Source organism: Streptomyces tyrfis (assembly GCF_037034285.1).
In the GTDB taxonomy this organism is placed as follows: domain Bacteria; phylum Actinomycetota; class Actinomycetes; order Streptomycetales; family Streptomycetaceae; genus Streptomyces.
Genome location: NZ_JBAGJZ010000014.1, coordinates 141828 through 161360, shown reverse-complemented (window position 1 = coordinate 161360; position 19533 = coordinate 141828). Strand labels below are relative to the sequence as shown.

Annotated in this window: 15 protein-coding genes and 1 pseudogene; 12 read left to right on the top strand and 4 right to left on the bottom strand. The window is 72.9% G+C overall.

The annotated features are described in order from the left end of the window. The first annotated feature begins 833 nt into the window (after positions 1 to 833). A complete protein-coding gene (locus WA762_RS13780; RefSeq protein WP_335935897.1) occupies positions 834 to 2045 on the top strand; it encodes a hypothetical protein in 1212 nt (403 codons plus the stop codon). 17 nt (positions 2046 to 2062) lie between these two features. On the opposite strand, the gene WA762_RS13775 is transcribed toward WA762_RS13780, so the two are convergent. Continuing rightward, positions 2063 to 2683 carry a barstar family protein gene (locus WA762_RS13775; protein WP_335935896.1) on the bottom strand — a complete coding sequence of 207 codons (621 nt, stop codon included), beginning with the start codon at positions 2681 to 2683 and terminating at the stop codon, positions 2063 to 2065. Positions 2684 to 3098: 415 nt separating this feature from the next. On the opposite strand from WA762_RS13775, the gene WA762_RS13770 reads away from it, so the two are divergent. Together WA762_RS13770 and WA762_RS13765 are read left to right on the top strand one after the other, a co-directional pair. After that, positions 3099 to 3650: a TetR/AcrR family transcriptional regulator gene (locus tag WA762_RS13770; RefSeq protein ID WP_335935894.1), complete on the top strand. Its 552-nt coding sequence runs from the start codon at positions 3099 to 3101 to the stop codon at positions 3648 to 3650. Then, positions 3647 to 5191 carry an MFS transporter gene (locus WA762_RS13765; protein WP_335935893.1) on the top strand — a complete coding sequence of 515 codons (1545 nt, stop codon included), beginning with the start codon at positions 3647 to 3649 and terminating at the stop codon, positions 5189 to 5191. Before WA762_RS13770 ends, WA762_RS13765 begins: the two co-directional genes overlap by 4 nt. 196 nt (positions 5192 to 5387) lie before the next feature. Here WA762_RS13765 and WA762_RS13760 read toward each other — a convergent pair whose 3' ends face one another. Further along, positions 5388 to 6059, bottom strand: coding sequence for a lysophospholipid acyltransferase family protein (locus WA762_RS13760; protein ID WP_335935891.1), 672 nt, complete (start codon positions 6057 to 6059; stop codon positions 5388 to 5390). A 233-nt stretch (positions 6060 to 6292) separates the two neighbouring features. Here WA762_RS13760 and WA762_RS13755 point away from each other — a divergent pair, with 233 nt between their 5' ends. From WA762_RS13755 to WA762_RS13745, 3 genes and pseudogenes are all read left to right on the top strand, one after another. Further along, entirely contained in the window at positions 6293 to 7477 is a 1185-nt protein-coding gene (locus WA762_RS13755; protein WP_335935890.1) for a glycerophosphodiester phosphodiesterase, read from the top strand. Between the two features lie 108 nt (positions 7478 to 7585). Further along, positions 7586 to 8140 (top strand): annotated as a pseudogene (locus WA762_RS13750) (sigma-70 family RNA polymerase sigma factor); the annotation flags it as partial. Between the two features lie 48 nt (positions 8141 to 8188). After that, positions 8189 to 8692 (top strand): GNAT family N-acetyltransferase, encoded by a 504-nt coding sequence (locus tag WA762_RS13745; RefSeq protein ID WP_335935925.1) that lies wholly within the window; start codon positions 8189 to 8191, stop codon positions 8690 to 8692. Positions 8693 to 8786: 94 nt separating this feature from the next. Here WA762_RS13745 and WA762_RS13740 read toward each other — a convergent pair whose 3' ends face one another. Next, complete coding sequence (locus WA762_RS13740) at positions 8787 to 9248, bottom strand: hypothetical protein (RefSeq protein ID WP_443080581.1); 462 nt, start codon at positions 9246 to 9248, stop codon at positions 8787 to 8789. Between the two features lie 2 nt (positions 9249 to 9250). Continuing rightward, positions 9251 to 9610, bottom strand: coding sequence for a hypothetical protein (locus WA762_RS13735; RefSeq protein WP_335935889.1), 360 nt, complete (start codon positions 9608 to 9610; stop codon positions 9251 to 9253). 584 nt (positions 9611 to 10194) lie between these two features. Here WA762_RS13735 and WA762_RS13730 point away from each other — a divergent pair. From WA762_RS13730 to cobT, 6 genes are all read left to right on the top strand, one after another. Continuing rightward, complete coding sequence (locus WA762_RS13730) at positions 10195 to 11256, top strand: methionine ABC transporter ATP-binding protein (protein WP_335935888.1); 1062 nt, start codon at positions 10195 to 10197, stop codon at positions 11254 to 11256. After that, positions 11253 to 11924 carry a methionine ABC transporter permease gene (locus WA762_RS13725; RefSeq protein ID WP_335935887.1) on the top strand — a complete coding sequence of 224 codons (672 nt, stop codon included), beginning with the start codon at positions 11253 to 11255 and terminating at the stop codon, positions 11922 to 11924. The genes WA762_RS13730 and WA762_RS13725 overlap by 4 nt, the downstream gene beginning before the upstream one ends. An 88-nt stretch (positions 11925 to 12012) precedes the next feature. Continuing rightward, positions 12013 to 12876 carry a MetQ/NlpA family ABC transporter substrate-binding protein gene (locus tag WA762_RS13720; protein WP_335935885.1) on the top strand — a complete coding sequence of 288 codons (864 nt, stop codon included), beginning with the start codon at positions 12013 to 12015 and terminating at the stop codon, positions 12874 to 12876. Positions 12877 to 12976: 100 nt separating this feature from the next. After that, complete coding sequence (locus WA762_RS13715; RefSeq protein ID WP_443080580.1) at positions 12977 to 13654, top strand: GNAT family N-acetyltransferase; 678 nt, start codon at positions 12977 to 12979, stop codon at positions 13652 to 13654. 125 nt (positions 13655 to 13779) lie between these two features. Beyond that, entirely contained in the window at positions 13780 to 15018 is a 1239-nt protein-coding gene (gene cbiE, locus WA762_RS13710; RefSeq protein ID WP_335935883.1) for a precorrin-6y C5,15-methyltransferase (decarboxylating) subunit CbiE, read from the top strand. Between the two features lie 340 nt (positions 15019 to 15358). Continuing rightward, positions 15359 to 19354 (top strand): nicotinate-nucleotide--dimethylbenzimidazole phosphoribosyltransferase, encoded by a 3996-nt coding sequence (gene cobT, locus WA762_RS13705; RefSeq protein ID WP_335935882.1) that lies wholly within the window; start codon positions 15359 to 15361, stop codon positions 19352 to 19354. Positions 19355 to 19533 lie beyond the last annotated feature (179 nt).

Genomic DNA, 19533 nt, shown 5'->3' with positions numbered 1-19533 from the left:
CTGCTGACTCGACAACGTGTGCATCCTGCGGACAGCAAAACCGAATTGTGTCGCGCAAGGCTGGACGCCCCTTATGTGAACGGTGTTGGCGGGACAGTCGACGGCGGATCTGCATCGACTGCGGCCAAGTTAAACGCTCGCGGAAGATTACCGAGTCCGGTCCGGTCTGTGACCGGTGCTGGAAACAGCGCCAACCACTCGAACTGTGCTCTGGCTGCAGCCGGATGCGGCACGTCACCTCTCAGGCTGATCGACTTTGTGGGTCCTGCTGGGCCCGTGTGAAGGGACGCAGGGAGGCGTGCCGGGACTGCGGGCAGGTTCGCCGCGTTGCCGGCCGGACCAGTGACGGGCCACAGTGCAGCACCTGCCGCGAACGCACCGACCGCCACCTGTGCGATGGGTGCGGCGAAGCCCGTCGTATCAACGCCCGCACGCCCCAAGGTCAGTACTGTCGAGCGTGCTGGAATCGGCTTCGGCCTTCGCCGCTCTGCACGACTTGCAAGCGTCGTCCATCGGCACCGGTTCGCACTGTCGACGGCCTTCCTCGCTGCCATTTGTGCTATTTGGCCATGCGAGTTTCCTGCAGCCGATGCGGGATCGTGTCCCGCGCCGATCGCCACTGGCCGGAGGGGCCCGTATGCATCTCCTGTGCCAATGCTGTCTTCAGTACGCATGCTGCCTGCGCCACATGCCACCAGGATTCCGTCGTCTTCCAGCGCACCGACAATGGCGACCCACTCTGTCCTGAATGCGTAGGTGTCCGTCTCCGGTACCGGTGCGTCTCCTGCAGCTCCCTCGGCAGACTTGAACACCGCAGACGCTGCCCAGCATGCATGGTCCAGATCAGAATTGAGGAGACTTTCACCGCTCCCGGGAACCGACTGGACACCCGGCTGATTCCTCTCGCGGAAGAGCTGGCCCGCTACGACAACCCGCACACGGTGCTCGACTACCTGCGGCAGAAAGCAGGCGGGAAACTCATCCGCAAGATGGTCACCGGGGAGCTCGACTGCAGCCACGAGGCCCTCGACGTGCTCCCACAAACCAATTCGGTTACGCATCTGCGTAATTTGCTCGTACTCACCGAGGTCCTGCCAGCGCGCGACGAGCAACTCGCCCAGCTGCAGCTGGACATCCGCCGACTCACGAATGTGTCTGACAGCGACGACCGCCTGGCGCTCGTCCGCTATGCCCGCTGGCAGTTGCTGCCCATGGCCCACCGGCAGATCGATCAGCGCGGCAGCCTGACGACCGGCACCCGGACATACTTGACGAACCACCTACGAGTGGCGCGTCAGCTCTGCCTCCACCTTCGCGGCCATCGAAGCTCGCTCGGCACCTGCCTGCAGCCGCTGGTGGACCGCTGGGTGGCCGCACACCGCGTCCGGCAAGGCGAAGTCCGGCGTTTCCTGACGTGGGCGGCAGCCCACCAGCTCGCTCCCAAGCACCTGGCCGTGTCTGCTCTGGCCAACTGCGAGGACCGGTCGATCATGAGCGACCGGGCCCGTGTGGTGCTCGCGCATCGGCTCGAGACCGACGAGAGCATCACGCTGCCGGTCAGGGTGTCAGGCTGCCTGGTCCTTCAGTACGGCCAGCACTGCACTCGCTTGGTGGCTCTCAAGGCAGACGACGTACTCGATCATCCCTCGGATCCTGCGGTCTGCGGGCTCAAGGTCGGCCGCGATCCCCTCTGGCTCCGTCCGCGCCTGTCCGCCCTGGTCCGAAGGCTCGTTGACGATCGCCGCCCGATCGCCGCCACTCAGCTGCCCAACCCCTACTTGTTACCAGGCCGCCGGCCGGGCCAGCCGATCTCGGCGAGCACACTCGCCCGGCGCCTGGCCGCACATGGTATTCCCGCAGCCCGACTCGCACGCAATGGCGCGATCCTCGCCATGGTCGACAACATCCACTGGAAACTCGTCGCTGATCTGCTCGGCCTCGCCGACCAGACCGCCTACCAATGGCATCACATCAACGGCGGCGACCGAGCCAGCTATGTGGCCAGTCGCCTGAAGAAGCACTCGGCACCGGCCAGCCCCGAATAGCTAGCCTGGTGCCCTACTCAGCGAAAGACGATGTCAATGCTGTGGTCGCGGAAAATCTCCAGGACGACTTCGAGCAACGACACACCCTCTTTGCTCGGACCGTGGCGTTGAGGAAGGGACGACTTAGCGACGCTGGAGGAATGCCATTCCAGCGTGAATGGTGACTCGGCACCCCAGCGGCCGCGAAGGCAGTCATCCAGAGCATCGAGGTTCCACCCGAAATAGCCGCCTGGCCCGTTGACGGCCTCGCCAAGAGCGCAATAAAAGGTGTCCGCGTCCATGATGTGCTCACCGTCCAGGTGAAACGTGGCGCCGGAAGGTCGATCCGGCAAGGATCGAAAGCTGTGACGCGTCAGAGCCACGGACAGCCAACCACGGCGGCCAGCCGGGCCGAGGGAATGCCACAACCCGGTCCGGTTCATCTGTCCGGCGCGGATGAGTTCCCACGGCCATTCGGACTGGGGAAGCGCGTTGTCGCACCACAGGCGCACGGTCAGATCTACCAGGCCCGCCCCTCTCGTCGAGGGCCGCACGGCCTCTGGCGTCACGTCGTTGACAAAGTACTGCCCCATGCTGGCACCCGATGAGTCCAAGAACGCGAGATTGGCGTTGCCGGCCAGCGCTCGCTTGCTGCCCATGCGGTCAATACACACCCGCAGGCCGCCTTGAGGTGAACACCCGAGCAAATCAACTCTCCGTGATCCGTCCCCCAGCGGCACGAAAAGCCCGGTGGCCTCTTGAGCATGCCCCCAGAAGTCACTCTCGTCATCCTCGCTGGTCAAAGAGCAGCCAGCCCCAACAGCGCCCATACCTCGCCCCCACCATCATCGAACAGCCGCCGATCCTACTGGCCTGGGCGGCAACACAGTTGACTCGTTGACGCCGACCCGAAGTAGTCACCCAACGTGACTGCTTGCTTAGGGCACTCGGCAGGAACCAATACTGCCCACCGCCAGCAGCAACGGCTTCATGCCGCCATGGTCCTCCCGCGCCCGGGGGACGGCGACGCCAACCGATGAGACATTCATGTCTCATGTGGTTTATCGTTGTCTCATGACTGTGAACCGTGAACAGGTGCTGCGCAGTGCCGCCGCCCTGCTGACCCGCAAGTCGACCGCCACCATGGACGAGGTCGCCCGGGCCGCGGGCATCGGCCGCGCCACGCTGCACCGGCACTTCGCGGGGCGCGACGCCCTGGTCAGGGCGCTGGAGGACCTGGGCATCCGGGAGTTCGAGGCGGCCCTGGACGCCGCCGCGCTCGACGAGGGCACCTCCGAGGAGGCGCTGCGACGGCTGATCGCGGCCGTGGAGCCGAGCGCCGGGCTGCTGTCCTTCCTCGTCACGGAGAACCAGCTCTTCGAGGGCGACGAGGTGAACGAGGGCTGGAACCGGCTCGACGCCCGCGTCGCCGCCTTCTTCCGGCGCGGTCAGGAGCGCGGCGAGTTCCGGATCGACCTCACCCCCGCCTGGCTGACCGAGGCCCTCTACGGGCTCGTCTCCTCCGGGGCCTGGGCCGTCCAGGCGGGCCGGATCGCCGGGCAGGACTTCCCCTACATGATCGTCGAGCTGCTGCTCGGCGGCGCACGCCGGAGCGTCGAACGATGAGCACGACCGAACAGCACGCGGTCACCCCCCGGGAGCTGCGGAGTCCGGGGCGGTGGATCGCCCTGGCCGTCCTGGTCCTCGCGGTGCTGCTCGTGGCCGTGGACGCCACCGTCCTCGGCCTCGCCACCCCCTTCCTCACCGAGGACCTCAAGCCGTCCGGCACCCAGCTGCTGTGGATCGGCGACGTCTACTCCTTCGTCATCGCCGGCCTCCTGGTCTCCATGGGCAGCCTCGGCGACCGCATCGGCCGCAAGCGGCTGCTGCTGTGCGGCGCGACCGCGTTCGGCGCGGTCTCCGTGCTCACCGCGTACGCGAGCTCGCCCGAGATGATGATCGTGGCCCGGGCGCTGCTCGGGGTCGCGGGCGCCACGCTGATGCCGTCCACGCTCGCCCTGATCCGCAACCTCTTCCACGATCCGCGCGAGCGCAGTCTCGCCATCGGCATCTGGGGCGCCATGGCCTCGGCGGGCGCGGCCGTCGGGCCGGTCGTCGGCGGGTTCCTCCTGGAGCATTTCTGGTGGGGCTCGGTCTTCCTGATCAACCTGCCCGTGATGGCCGTCCTGGTGGTGGTCGGCATCCGGATGATCCCGGAGTCGAAGAACCCGGCGCCGGGCCCCTGGGACCTCGCCAGTGTGGTGCTCTCGTTCGCCGGCATGATCGGCGTGGTGTACGCGATCAAGGAGACGGCCGCGCACGGGCCGGCCTGGGGCGCCGCCGGCGCGGGCGCGGGCGGACTGGCCGCGCTGGGCTGGTTCGTGCGCAGGCAGCTCACGCTCCCCGCGCCCCTGCTGGACATGCGGCTCTTCCGGCACCGCGGCTTCTCCGGCGCGGTCCTCGCGGACCTGCTGACCATCCTCGGCCTGTCCGGTCTGGTCTTCTTCCTCTCCCAGTTCCTGCAACTGGTGCAGGATCGCAGGCCGCTGGAGGCGGGGCTCGCCGAACTGCCCGCCGCCGTCGGCGCGGTCGTCGCGGGCCTCCTCGCGGGCCGGGCCGCCCGCCGGTACTCGGTGCGGTCGGTGGTCTCCGGCGGTCTCGGGGCGATCGGGCTGGCCCTCGCCGCGGTCACCCTGTTCCACCGGGAGACCGGCTACCCCCTGATCGGCGCGGTGTTGCTGATCGTCGGACTCGGGGCGGGCTTCGCCTTCACCGTCACCGCGGACGTGATCCTCTCCAGCGTCCCGCAGGAACAGGCGGGCGCCGCCGGCGCGGTCTCCGAGACGGCGTACGAACTCGGCGCGGCCCTCGGCATCGCCCTGCTGGGCTCCATCGTCACCGGGGTCTACCAGGACTTCGTCACCCCGCAGGGCGTCCCCGCCGCCCCCGCCGTCGCGGCCCACGACTCGCTGGGCGGCGCGGTCGAAGCGGCCCACGGCCTGCCGGCCCCGCAGGCGGAGGCGCTCGTCGCCGCGGCCCAGGAGTCGTTCGTCGAGGGGCTCCGGCTCGCGGCGTGCGTGGGCGCCGGGGTCCTGCTGGCGACGGCCGTCGCCGCCTGGTTCCTGCTGCGCGGGCAGAAGCTGGCGGAGGGCGTCGCGCACGAGTAGCCGCCGCCCGCGCGCGGCCGGGGCACGACCGCGCCCGGCGAACGACGTCCTCCGCACCCGGCGCACGACGTCCTCCGCACCCGGCGCACGACGTCCTCCGCGCCCGGCCGACGGCGGGGGCCGGGACATGCGGAAGGGGCCGCACCCACGCCCGGGTGCGGCCCCTTCGGCGGCCCGGTCCGGGCCGTACGCCGGCTCAGGCGGCCTTGGCCTTCGTCGCGTACACGTCGACGTACTCCTGGCCGGACAGCCGCATCACCTCGGCCATCACCGAGTCGGTCACCGCCCGCAGCACATAGCGGTCCCGGTCCATGCCCTCGTAGCGGGAGAACTCCATCGGCTCGCCGAAACGCACCGTCACCTTGCCCGGGCGGGGCAGACCGGACCCGCTGGGCTGCAGCTTGTCCGTGCCGATCATCGCGAACGGCACCACCGGCGCGCCCGTCATCAGCGTCAGCCGGGCGATGCCCGTACGGCCCCGGTAGAGCCGGCCGTCGGGGGAGCGGGTGCCCTCCGGGTAGATGGCGAACGCCCGGCCCTCCTCCAGCACCCGACGGCCCGTCATCAGCGCGGCGACACCGCCCCGGCCGCCGTCCCGGTCCACCGGGATCATGCCGCAGCCCGTGAAGAACCAGGCCATCGCCCGGCCCTTGAGGCCCTTGCCCTTCACGTACTCGTCCTTGCCGATGTAGTACACCGGCCGGTCGCAGCAGAGCGGCATGATCATCGAGTCGATGAACGTCAGGTGGTTGCCCGCCAGAATCACCGGACCGTCCCCGGGGATGTTCTCCGCGCCCTCCACCTGGGGGCGGAACATCAGGCGCAAAAACGGTCCGAGCACTGCCTTGATGAGTGCGAGTCGGGACAACGGTTCCTCCGGTGTAGTGGCCGGGCCGGCCGGGGCGCGGGATCGGACGGTCCACGCAGGTGAGGACGATACTCGCGGGTCCCCGCCGATCGCACGTCGGGCTCGGCCGACGGATACGGGGTGTTGACGCGTTTTTACGCCACGTTCGCCCAGGTGCCGCTCCGCCGACGGCACGAATCCCTACGCTCGGGCCGCGCCCGACAGGTGCGAGACATCACACGCGAGGAGCATTCATGACAGAGCGCGCGCAGTCAGGTCCCGGTCGCAGAACGATGCTCGGAGCGGGGGCCGCCGTACTCGGCACCACCGCCCTCGGACTGGCCGGCGGGCAGGCCGACGCCGCCGGGCGCCCCGGCCCCGGCGCCGCACCCGCGGGCGGGCCGGGCGGGCGCCGCTTCCGCCTCGACCTGCCCGTGCCCACCGTCATCGGGCACCGCGGCACCAGCGGCTACCGCCCCGAGCACACCCTCGGCTCCTACCAGCTCGCGCTGGAGATGGGCGCGCACGTCATCGAGCAGGACCTGGTGCCCACCAGGGACGGCCACCTCGTCTGCCGCCACGAGAACGACATCACCGCCACCACCGACGTCGCCGCACACCCCGAGTTCGCGAGCCGCAGGACCACCAAGACGGTCGACGGCGTCGCCCTCACCGGCTGGTTCACCGAGGACTTCACCCTCGCCGAGCTGAAGACCCTGCGGGCCAAGGAGCGCATCCCCGGCACCCGCCAGAAGAACACCCTCTACGACGGACGCTGGGAGGTGCCCACCTTCGAGGAGGTCCTGCGCTGGGCCGACCGCGAGGGCCGCAGGCGCTCCAAGCCGGTCTGGCTGTACGTCGAGACCAAGCACCCCACCTACTTCCGCGGCCTGGGCCTCGGACTCGAAGAGCCCCTCGCCCGGCTGCTGCGCCGCTACGGCCGCCACCGCCGCAACGCCCCGCTCATCCTCCAGTCCTTCGAGCCCGGCAGCATCCAGCGGCTGGCCCGGCTGGTCGACACCCCGGGCGTCGTCCTGCTCTCCGGCCCCTCCGAACGCCCCTGGGACTTCGTCGCCTCCGGCGACCCGCGCACCGTCGCGGACCTGGTGAAGCCCGAGGGACTGAAGTGGATCGCGTCCTACGCCCAGGGCATCGGCCCCACCCTGGACCTGATCATCCCCAGGGACTCCTCGGGGCGGCTCACCGAGCCCACCACCCTGGTCCGGGACGCGCACGCCCGGGGCCTGGTCCTTCACCCCTACACCATGCGCAACGAGAACACCTTCCTGCCCGCCGAGTTCCGGCGCGGCGCCGACCCCAACGCCTACGGCGACGCCTTCGGCGCGTTCCGGGCGTACTTCGAGACGGGCATCGACGGGATCTTCTCCGACAACCCGGACACCGCCCTCCTCGCCGCGGCGGACTTCACCGCCGGCTGACCCGGCCCGCCGGGGGACCGGCGTCACCGCCCGGCCGGGGGAATGCCCCGGTCGGGTGGTGACGGCGGACCTCGCGACCCGCCGCCGGCGCGGGGGAGTTGGTCGGGCATGACCCTTCTCGAACCCGCCCCCGTCCGGGACGCCGCCGCCCCCGCGGCCGTGGTCCGCGCCCTTCGGCCACTGGTGCGCGCCGAGGCCGCCGCCGAGGCGGCCGGGACCGCGGCCGAACCCGCCGACCTCGAACAGGCCGTCTGGCTGCGCCTGTTGGAGCGGCTCGCACGGCACGCTCCGCCGGCCGACACCGGCCGCTGGGTGCGCGACGCCGTACGGGCCGAGGCACGCAGGGCCCGGCGCGCCGCCCGCCACGAACGCCCCTACCGCGACGAGACCTCTCCCGACCCGTCCGGCGGTCCCTCCGGCGCACCCGAACGAGCCGCCCTCGACGCCGCCGAACGCCGGGCCCTGCGCGCCGCGATCGGCCGGCTGCCCGGCCGGTGCGCGCGGCTGCTGACGGCCCTGCTCTCGCCCGACGACCCCACCTACCGGGAAATCGCAGGGAAGTTGGGTATGTCACAGGGGAGTTTGGGCCCGATCCGTTCCCGATGCCTTGGATGTCTGCGCAGAATGCTCGCGGCGGAGGTTGTCGCTCCTCGCCCCCGGGAAAAGGAGCGTGAGACAACCGGTGGATCAGGTGGGCGGAGGCATGCGCACATGGGCATGAGTGTGATCATCTCGGCGGCGACGGCACAGGACGCCGAACCGATCTTGAAACTTCAGTACCTCTGCTTCCAGGGCGAGGCGGAGCTGTACGGGAACTACCGGATCGACCCGCTCGTCCAGCCCCTCGACTCGCTGCGCTCCGAGATCGAGACCCAGCTGGTGTTCGTGGCACGGCTGGGGGACGAGGTCGTCGGCTCGGTCCGCGGTTTCACCGACGAGGACGGCACCGGCCAGATCGGCAGGCTCTGCGTCCACCCCCGTCTCCAGGGGCACGGCCTCGGCGCCCGGCTGCTCCGCGCGGCCGAGGCGGGACTCGTCGACGAGCGCTCCGCCACCCGCTTCCGGCTGCACACCGGGCACCGCAGCGAGAGCAACCTGCGGCTGTACCAGCGGGCGGGGTACTCCGCCGTCGGCGACACGACCGGCCGGGACGGCGTCCGGATGATCCTGCTGGAGAAGGACGCGACCGCGCCCGCCTACGTGGCCAGCGCGTAGCCCGGGGGCCCCGGCCGGAGGAGACGCGCGAGGCGCGGGGCCGGACCCGCGGCCGGCCGGGGCGCGCGCCGGAGCCGCCCGGCGCGCACCGCGCTCACGCCCGCTTCGCGCGGCGCAGCCAGATCATTCCGGTGACCGGCAGGATCACCGGAATGAACAGGTAGCCCATGCCGAAGCCCGACCAGACGGTGGCGTCCGCGAACGCCGACGGCTCCACCAGCGTCCAGGTCCCCACGACCAGCACGCCCAGCAGCTCCGCGGCGCAGCACACCAGCGCCGACCGGCGGGCCCGCTCGCCGCCGCGCGCCAGCGAGTACGTGATGAACCCGTACACCAGGGCGGCGAACGCGGACAGCGCGTACGCCAGCGGCGCCTTGCCGAAGTCCAGGATGATCTGCACGATCGAGCGGGACGCCGCCGCGACGGTGAAGACGCCGTAGAACCAGAGCAGCACCCGGCCGGGGCCGGAGCCCAGGTCGAAGGGGCGCTTCTCGTCCCCGCCGGTGTCCGTCGCCCCGGCGGCGCCCGGCGCGGGGGCGCGGTCGGTGTCGGTCACGGTCAGCCTCCCCAGATGTCGTAGAGCCGTACTTCGAGGACGGCCAGCACCACCGCGCCCGCCGACACCGTCACCGAACCCCAGCGGGTCCGCTCGGTGAGCGACAGGAAGCCGGCCGCCGGCACGGCGAGGAAGGCCCCGACCAGATAGGCGATGAAGATCGCCAGGCCCTGTTCCGGCCGCTCGCCCGCGGCCAGCCGCACGATGCCCACCACCAACTGGGCCAGCGCCAGCAGCAGGACCACGGCCATTCCGATGAAGTGCCAGTCCTTGGTCGGCTGGTCCCGGTACGCGGCCAGTCCGCACCAGGCGGCGAGGGCGAGCGCGGCCACGGCGACCGCGACCGTCAGGGCGTCAAGCATGAGGCGAGGGTATTACGGAGGAGACGGCACGCCGCGTGCGCCCCCGCCGGACGCGCGGACCGGGGCGCCGGCCGTCGCCGGGACCGTGGCCTTGACCACAGCGCGGGACCGCCCCCGGCCCCCCGCGATCCGGGCACGGACACCCGTTTCACAGCATCGGCGCAGGTCACAGCCCTGTGATCGGCGAACGGGGCGGACCGGCGAGCCCTGTCCACGGCTGTCCGGCATCCGGACATACGGGTTTGGCGGAGCGTGACGTCTGTTTTACTTGGGGCATGACCACGACGAGCAGCCGCATCCCTGCGACCGAGGCGAACACGACGCCCGGTGCTCGTTGTATGTGTCGAATGCGCACCTTCTGAGGGCCCCCGCCCGATCCTCGCGCCCCGAAGCGAGACCGAGCCCGAGCCGTCCGCGCCCCGCGGAACGACGCCCGCGCGACGCCGCCCCGGCCACCGTGCCCGTGCGCCCGCGCCCGGCCCCGCCCGGAAACGATTCGATCGAAACGTCCGAACAGTCTCCTCAGACGAATGCCCCGTGCCCGGCGGACACCGCGCCGCGCACTCGACAGTGACGGAAACCCTGTGATCACCACTACGGGCCTCACGAAGGTCTATCAGTCGCACGGCCGCGAGGTCACCGCCCTGGACGGCGTCGACCTGCACGTCCGGGAGGGCGAGGTGTACGGCGTCATCGGGCAGAGCGGCGCCGGGAAGTCCTCCCTCATCCGCTGCGTCAACCTGCTGGAACGCCCGACGTCCGGCACCGTGACCGTGGCCGGCCAGGACCTCACCGCCCTCGCCGGACGCGGCCGCCGGGCCGGACGGGAACTGCGCGAGGCGCGCAGCCGCATCGGCATGGTCTTCCAGCACTTCAACCTGCTGGCCTCCCGCACCGTCCGGGCCAACATCGAGCTCCCGCTGGAGATCCTCGGCGTCGGCGCCGGGGAGCGGTCCCGCAAGGCGCTCGAACTCCTCGACCTGGTCGGGCTCGCCGACAAGGCCAAGGCGTACCCCGGGCAGCTCTCCGGCGGCCAGAAGCAGCGCGTCGGCATCGCCCGCGCCCTGGCCGGCGACCCCAAGGTGCTGCTCTCCGACGAGGCCACCTCCGCCCTCGACCCCGAGACCACCCGCTCCATCCTCCAGCTGCTGCGCGACCTCAACCGGCAACTCGGCCTGACCGTGCTGCTCATCACGCACGAGATGGACGTCGTCAAGACGGTCTGCGACTCCGCCGCGCTGATGCGCAAGGGACGCGTCGTCGAGTCCGGCACGGTCGGCGAGCTCCTCGCCACGCCCGGCTCCGAACTGGCCCACGAGCTGTTCCCCCTCGGCGGCGCCGCCTCCGGCCCGGACCGCACGGTCGTCGACGTCACCTTCCACGGCGAGGCCGCCACCCAGCCGGTGATCTCGCAGCTCTCCCGCACGTACAACATCGACATCTCGATCCTCGGCGCCGCGATGGACACCGTCGGCGGCAAGCAGATCGGCCGGATGCGCATCGAACTGCCCGGCCGCTTCGAGGAGAACGTCGTCCCGATCGGCTTCCTGCGCGAACAGGGCCTCCAGGCCGAGGTCGTCACCGACGCCGCCCAGGGCGCCCCCGCGCAGACCCCCGCCCCGCTCACCGAGGAGGTGGCGAAGTGACCTGGTCGGACATGCAGCCGCTGCTGGTCCAGGGGACCGTCGACACCCTCTACATGGTGCTCTGGTCCACCGTCGTCACCGTCCTGGTCGGACTGCCGCTCGGCGTCCTGCTGGTCCTCACGGACAAGGGCGGACTCCTCCAGAACACCCCGGTGAACAAGATCGTCGGCGTGATCGTGAACATCGGCCGCTCGATGCCGTTCATCATCCTGCTGATCGCCCTGATCCCCTTCACCACCTGGGTCGTCGGCACCTTCATCGGCCCCACCGCGATGATCGTGCCGCTCTCCGTCGGGGCGATCCCGTTCTTCGCGCGACTGGTCGAGACCGCCGTCCGCGAGGTCGACCACGGACTCGTCGAAGCCGTCCAGTCGATGGGCGGGTCCGTGCCGACGATCGTGCGCAAGGTGCTGCTGCCGCAGGCGCTGCCCTCGCTCGTCTCCGGCGTCACCACCACCGTCATCGTGCTCATCGGCTACTCCGCCCTGGCGGGCGCGGTCGGCGGCGAAGGACTCGGTTCCAAGGCCGTGACCTACGGATACCAGCGCTTCGACAACCACTTCATGCTCGTCACCGTCGCCGTGCTCATCGTCATCGTGACCGTGATCCAGCTGATCGGGGACCTGGCGGTACGGCTGCTGGCCCGCCGCGGCCGCGCCGCCGCCTGACGCGTCCCCGCCCACGACCTCCCCTCCGCTCAAGCCCGCACTCCTTGTCCGGGCGCACCACCCTCATCACCGGAAAGAGGCACTCTTCGTGCGCAAGAACATCAAGATCACCGCGGCTGCCGCCGTCACCGCCGCCCTGGCCCTCGGCCTCGGCGCCTGCGGCACGGACTCCGACCCCGGGGCCAAGAGCGACGGCGCCGAGGCCGACACCTCCAAGGCGCTGGTCGTCGCCGCCTCCCCGACCCCGCACGCCGACATCCTGGACTTCGTCAAGAAGAACCTGGCGGCGAAGGAGGGTCTCAAGCTGGAGGTCAAGGAGTTCACCGACTACGTCCTGCCGAACACCGCCACCGAGAGCGGCCAGGTCGACGCCAACTTCTTCCAGCACCAGCCCTACCTGGACGACTTCAACAAGAAGAACAACACCCACCTCGTCTCCGTCGGCGCCGTCCACCTGGAGCCCCTCGGCCTCTACTCCAAGAAGGTCAAGTCCCTCGACGGCATCAAGTCCGGCCAGACCGTCGCGGTCCCCAACGACACCACCAACGAGGGCCGCGCCCTCCACCTCCTCGCCGACAACGGCCTGATCAAGCTGAAGGACGGCGTCGGCACCGACGCCAAGCTCAGCGACATCACCGACAAGAAGGGTCTGGAGTTCAAGGAGCTGGAGGCCGCGACCGTGCCCCGCGCCCTGAACGACGTCGACGCCGCCGTCATCAACGGCAACTACGCCATCGAGGCGAAGCTGACGCCCGCGAAGGACGCCCTGGCGCAGGAGAAGGCCGACGGCAACCCGTACGCCAACATCCTCGTCGTCAAGAAGGGCGACGAGAAGGACCCCCGCGTCGAGAAGCTCGTCAAGCTCCTGCACTCCGACGCCGTGAGGAAGTTCATCGAGGACACCTACAAGGGCTCGGTCGTCCCGGCCTTCGGCGACGCCTCGAAGTCCTGACCCGTACGGCCTCCGCCCCGCGATCCCCGCGCACCCCGCCGCGGGGGCGCGGGGCTCCGCCGTGCCCACCCGGCCATGCGCGAGGCCCCGCTGATGCTGCATGCTGTGCCTTTACACGTTCCTCGCCACGGAGCCGCGCATGACTTCCACCTTCCCGGACATCTCCATCAGCACGGAACGGCTGGTGCTGCGTCCGTTCGACATGGTGGACGTCCCCGCGTACATCGAGATGATGAACGACGAACTGGTCACCGCCTGGGTCGACGCCCCTCACCCCTGCACCCGGGTCGACGCCGAACGCTGGGTGCGCCGGATCGCCCCCGCGCAGCGTACGAACGGCGACGGCATCGCCCTCGCCGTCACCGAGTTCCTCACCCAGCGGCTCGTCGGCTCGGTCCGCCTGCTCAACACCGACTGGCGCACCCTCGCCACCGAGGCCGCGTACGTCACCGCCCCCTGGGCGCGCGGCGAGGGATACGCCACCGAGGCCGTGCTCGCCCTGGCCCAGTGGCTCTTCCGCGACCAGGGCTTCGAACGCGTGGAACTGCGCATCGCCGCGGGCAACTCCGCCGCCCAGCAGGTCGCCCAGAAGGCCGGCTGCATCAGCGAGGGGGTCCTGCGCAACGCCCGCATAGCGCGTACCCCCACGGAGGACGGCGGCTGGACCGACATCAGGACCGACCTGATCGTCTGGGGCCTGCTCCCCGAAGACCTCGAGGAGGTCGGCGGACAGCTCGCGGACGCGGGCGGCTACGGGGCCCTCCACGACTGGAACTGATCCGGCCCGGGGGCCGGGACACCGCCCCGGCACGGACCGGGTACTCTCCCACTGCCCCCTCCACCCGCCCTGCTCGCCCCACCCGCCCCTTTCGACCTGCGACGACTCCAGGAGACTGACGACAGATGGCCGATCGGGTCACCGTGATCGGCTGGGACGGCTCGCCGCTGACCGGAGCCGCCACGGCCGCCCTCTCGGCCGCCACGCTCGTCGCCGGAGCAGCCCACCACCTCGCCCTCCCCGAAGTCCCCCCGCACGCCGAGCGCATCCGCCTCGGCTCCATCGACCTGGCCGCCCGCCGGATCGCCGGACACCGCGGCAGCGCCGTCGTCCTCGCCGACGGGGACCCGGGCTTCTTCGGAGTCGTACGCAACCTCCGCGCGCCCGAACACGGCCTGGAGGTCGAGGTGGTGCCCGCGGTGTCGTCCGTCGCCACCGCGTTCGCCCGCGCCGGGATGCCCTGGGAGGACGCCCGCGTCGTCGTCGCCCACCCCCGCACCCTGCGCCGCGCCGTCAACGTCTGCCGCGCCCACCACAAGGTCGCCGTCCTCACCTCGCCCGGCGCCGGCCCCGCCGAACTCGCCCTGCTCCTCGAAGGGGTCCACCGCACCTTCGTCGTCTGCGAGGAACTCGGCACCGCGCGTGAACAGATCAGCGTCGTCACCTCCGAGCGGGCCGCCGACCACGTCTGGCGCGATCCCAACGTGGTGATCGTCATCGGCGGGGGAGCCGAACCGCAGGCCCCCGGCGCCTGGATCGCCGCCCACGACCCCGGCGGGCCCCGCGGCGTCCGCGGCTGGGCGCTGCCCCCGGAGGCGTACCCCGCCGACGCGCGGGGCGGCCGGGCCGGGAGCGGCGAGGGCGAGTTCCCGGGGCTGCGCGCCGCCCAACTGGCCCTCCTGGGCCCCCGCACCGGCGACCTGCTCTGGGACATCGGCTCCGGGGGCGGCGCCCTGGCCGTGGAGGCCGCCCGCTTCGGCGCGGCCGTCCTGGCCGTCGACAGCGACCCGGCCGCCTGTGCCCGGACGGCGGCCGCGGCCCGCGCGTTCGGGGTCCAGGTCCAGGTGGTCGAGGGCCGGGCCCCGCAGGTGCTGGAACGGCTTCCCGAACCCGACGTCGTACGGGTCGGCGGCGGAGGCGTCGCCGTGGTCACCGCCGTCACCGAGCGGAGGCCGGAACGCGTGGTGACCCACGCGTCGACGCGCGACGAGGCCGAGGCGCTCGGCGCGGCCCTGGCCCGGCACGGATACACCGTCCGCTGCTCGCTCCTGCAGTCCGTCGAACTCGACACCAGCGCCTGGTCGGAGCGCGAACGCTCCGTCGTGTTCCTGCTCTCGGCGCTGCGTTCGGACCTCGCCCCCTGACCGGGCCGCCGCGCCGCGCGAGGTAGGCTGGCCGATCGTTGCACCGCGGCTGGGCGTTCGTCGCTTCGTTCGTCAATGTCCGGAAAAGGGGACCGTTTTGGTCCCCGTTGTGGTACGGCAGAACCGGGGGACGCGCGACGTGGCGCAGTCCACAGCGGGCCGTGGCGAAATGAGCTGCCGCGGCGACGGACGGCCCGGGAGAATGCGGTATGTCCGTGACCCTCTCGTGCCGCGCGACGCCCCCGTTCGTCCTGGGTGACGGGCGTGGAGCGGCGTGGTCGGGCGTCCCGGACGAAGGGCCGAGAAGCGAAGAGGCACTGACGATGGGCGAGGGGTACGCATGAGTGACACCGGCCAGGTCCCGGGTGAGGGACTGCCGGAGAACGCAGGCACGGTGGAGCAGCCGGGTGTCGCCGCCCCGGACGCGTACACCGGCCTCGCCCCCTCCGAGTACGTTCCCGAGGACGACGACCTCCTGCTGATGCCGAGCCCGCAGGGCGCCTGGAGCGACCCGCAGCCGGTGCCGTCCCCCGCCCCGTACGCCGACGGCGCGGCCGGGTACGCGCCGGTGCCCGCGCAGGGGGGCCACCCGGCCGGTCCCGCGCCCCGGGCGGCCGGCGACGCCGCCGCCCACCCCCAGGGACCCGCCCCGGTCCAGGAGCACGTCCCGGCACAGCAGCCCGTCCCGGGGGCGGCCCAGGACGCGTACGCGGCCGACGCCCACGCCACCGGTTCCGCCGACCTCCAGGGCGTGCGCATCCCCGCGCCCGTCCCGGCGCCCCACGCGGCACAGCCCCAGGCCCAGGTCCCGGCTCCGGCGCGACGCCCGCTGCGCCGTGGCCCGGCCGCGGTCGACGCACCCTCCTACAGCCCCACGCCGACCGGCGGCGTGGTCCGTTCGCTCGCCGACCGGGGTCCGGCCGAGGTGCCCCAGCCGCAGGCCCGGACGGCCCAGCCGCAGGCCCAGACAGCCGCCGTGCCTCAGCCCCAGGCCCCCGCACCGCAGGCCGGAGCGCCCCTGGCCGGGCCCGACTACTTCGGCGACGCGTCCGCGCTGCCCGGCCCCCAGCTGGGCCAGATCCTGCCGCAGGGCGGGACCCCGTGGTCCGCCCCGGCGCCCCAGCCGGTCGTCGCACCGGCGACGGGTGCGGCCGCCGCACCGGATTCCACGGCTCCGGAATCCACGGCTCCGGAACCCGTCGCCCCGGAGTCCGCGGTCGTGGAGGCGGTTGTCGCGGAGGCCGTCGCCCCGGAGAGCGCGGTCCAGGAAGCGGTCCAGGAAGAAGCGGTCGCCCCGGTGGCGGCGGCGCCCGAGGCCACCGCCCCGGAGGCCGCCGTACCGGAGGCGTCGGCCGGAGAAGCGGTCGCGCCGGGGACGGCTGCCCAGGACGCGACGGCGGCCCCGGAACCCGCCGCCGGGCCGGTCGACGGACCGGCGCCCGCGGCGCAGCCCGCGCCGGAGCCGTCGGCGGCCCCCGAGACCGTGGACGCCGCCGCGCCGGCGGACGCGCCCGCCGAGCCTGTCGAGGTCCCCGCGCAGGAGGCCGGGGCCCCCGCCCAGGGACCCGAGGACGCCGCCGCGCCGGAGGCCGAGGCCGCGCCGGGCACCGTACCCGGCCCCGCCGCGGTCGCGCAGGCGGAGGCGGCCACGACGGCCGAGGCGGCCGAGACGGAGGCCGCCGCGACGCCGGAGGCCGTGGCCACGGACGCGGGCGCCGAGCCCGTCGAGGCCACCGCTCCCACGACCGCCGCGCCGGGGGCGGCCGAGGCCGTACCCGTTGAGCCCGTGACCGTCGACACCGTGCCCGCGCCCGTCGAGGCCGTCGCTCCCGAAGCCGGTGCGGAGACCGAAGCCGCCGAGGCGGCCGTGCCCGCCGAGCCCGTCGCACCCGTTGAGCCCGTCGTACCCGCTGACGACGCCGCACCCGCTCCCGTTCCCGCTCCCGTGGAGGGAGCGGTTCCGGCGGCCCCGCAGACCGAAGCGGCCCCGGCGCCCGTCGCGGCGGAGACCGCGGCAGCGGAGACCGGAGCCATGACGGCCGCCGCGGAACCGGCCCCGGCCGAGACCGCTGAGCAGGTTCCGGCCGAGACGGCGGAGCCGGCCCCCGTCGAGACGGCGGAGCCCGTGGCCGCCGAGGACGGAACCCCCGTCCAGCCCGCCGACCTCGCCCGGGCCGTCGATGCGGACGAGCCCGCGGAGGCGCCCCAGTCCGCCCTCGCCGGCGAGCCCGTCGGCGCCCTGTCCGCCGAGCCCGCCCGGCCCGCCCCCGCCGCCGAGCCCGCCGGCGCGGCACCGGACCCGGCCCCCGCCCCTGCCCGGACCCCGGCCCCCGCCCCTGTTCGGAGTGCCGCCCCCGCCCAGGACGCCGCCCCCGAGGGCCCGTCGGCCGCCGAGCCGGAGCCCGAGGCGGCCCCCGCGGCCGCAGCGGCCCCGGAGGCCGCGCCCGCCGCGCGGCCCGCCCCTGCGGAGGCCCCGCAGGACGGCCCTCGCCCCGAGCCGGCGGCGGCCACCGCGCCCGAGGACGGCGCGCCGCACCCCGCCGCGCAGCCGGAGGCCGCCGAGACGCCCGGCCCCGACGCGACCCCGGCCCCGACGCCCGCCGGGCCGCCCGCCCCGGGCTACGACGACGCGGAGCGCGAGGCCGTGCTCCGGGTGATGCGCGACCGCCGCGACATCCGCAACGGCTTCCGTAGCGACCCGATCCCGCACGAGGTGCTGCTCCGGGTCCTCGAAGCCGCGCACACCGCGCCCAGCGTCGGCCACTCTCAGCCCTGGGACTTCGTCGTCATCCGCTCGGCGGAGACCCGGCGCTCCATGCACGAACTGGCGCAGCGCCAGCGCGACGCCTACGCCAAGTCGCTGCCCAAGGGCCGGGCCAAGCACTTCAAGGAACTCAAGATCGAGGCCATCCTCGACACCCCGGTCAACATCGTCGTCACCGCCGACCCCACCCGGGGCGGCCGGCACACCCTCGGCCGGCACACCCAGCCGCAGATGGCCCCGTACTCCTCGGCGCTGGCCGTCGAGAACCTCTGGCTCGCCGCCCGGGCCGAGGGCCTCGGCGTCGGCTGGGTCAGCTTCTTCGACGAGCGCGAGATGGTCCGCGCCCTCGGCCTCCCCGAACACCTCGAAGTCGTCGCCTACCTGTGCGTCGGCTACGTCGACGAGTTCCCCGAGGAGCCCGAACTGGTGCAGGCGGGCTGGTCCAGGCGCCGCCCGCTCTCCTGGGTGGTCCACGAGGAGACGTACGGGCGGCGCGCCCTGCCCGGCGAGGAGCCGCACGACCTGCTCCAGGAGACCATCGCCAACATCCGTCCGCTGGACGCCAAGGCGCTCGGCGAGGCGTGGGAGCGCCAGAAGCGGATGACCAAGCCCGCGGGCGCGCTCGGCATGCTGGAGATCATCTCCGCGCAGCTCTCCGGGCTCTCCCGGGTGTGCCCGCCGCCGGTCCCCGAGCCCGCGGCCGTCGCGATCTTCGCGGGCGACCACGGGGTGCACGCCCAGGGCGTCACCGCCTGGCCGCAGGAGGTCACCGGCCAGATGGTCGCCAACTTCCTCGGCGGGGGAGCGGTCTGCAACGCGTTCGCGGCGCAGGTCGGCGCCGAGGTCTGCGTGGTCGACGTCGGCGTCGCCATGGAGCTCCCCGCGACGCCGGGCCTCCTGCCCCGCAAGGTGCGCGCCGGAACGGCCGACTTCACCACCGGCCCCGCCCTCACCCGCGAGGAGGTGCTCGCCGCCGTCGAGGTCGGCATCGAGACCGCCCGCGATCTGGTCGCGGCCGGCAACAAGGGCCTCCTCATCGGTGAGATGGGCATCGCCAACACCACCGCGTCGGCCGCCCTGGTCTCCGTGTACACGGGCCTGGATCCGGCCGAGGTCACCGGACGCGGCACCGGCATCAACGACGAGATGCACGCCCGCAAGGTCGACGTCGTCCGCCGCGCGCTGGAACTCCACCAGCCCGACCCGGCCGACCCGATCGGCGTCCTGGCGGCGGTCGGCGGGCTCGAACACGCGGCGATGGCCGGCTTCCTGCTGGGCGGCGCCTCGCTCCGCACCCCCGTCATCCTCGACGGGGTCAGCGCGGGGGCCGCCGCCCTGGTCGCCCGGGCGATCGCCCCCGAGGCCCTCGCCGCCTGCATCGCGGGCCACCGCAGTGCCGAGCCCGGCCATGTCGCCGCCCTCAACAAGCTGGGCCTGCGCCCGCTCGTCGACCTCGACCTCCGCCTCGGCGAGGGCACGGGCGCGCTGCTGGCGCTGCCCATCGTGCAGAGCGCGGCCCGGGCCATGCACGAGGTGGCGACCTTCGACACGGCGGGCGTCACCGAGAAGTAGCCGGCGCGCTCCCCGCCCGCCCCGCCCCGCACACCCGCGGGAGCGGGCCGGGGAGGGGAGTGCCCGGGAGCGCGGCGGGCGGAATGCCGCGCCGGCACGCCCCCGCGGCGCCCCGTCGCGCCCTCCTCGCCGCCGTCCGCCCCGCCCGCCTCAGCGCGTATCGTGGATCACCCCACGAA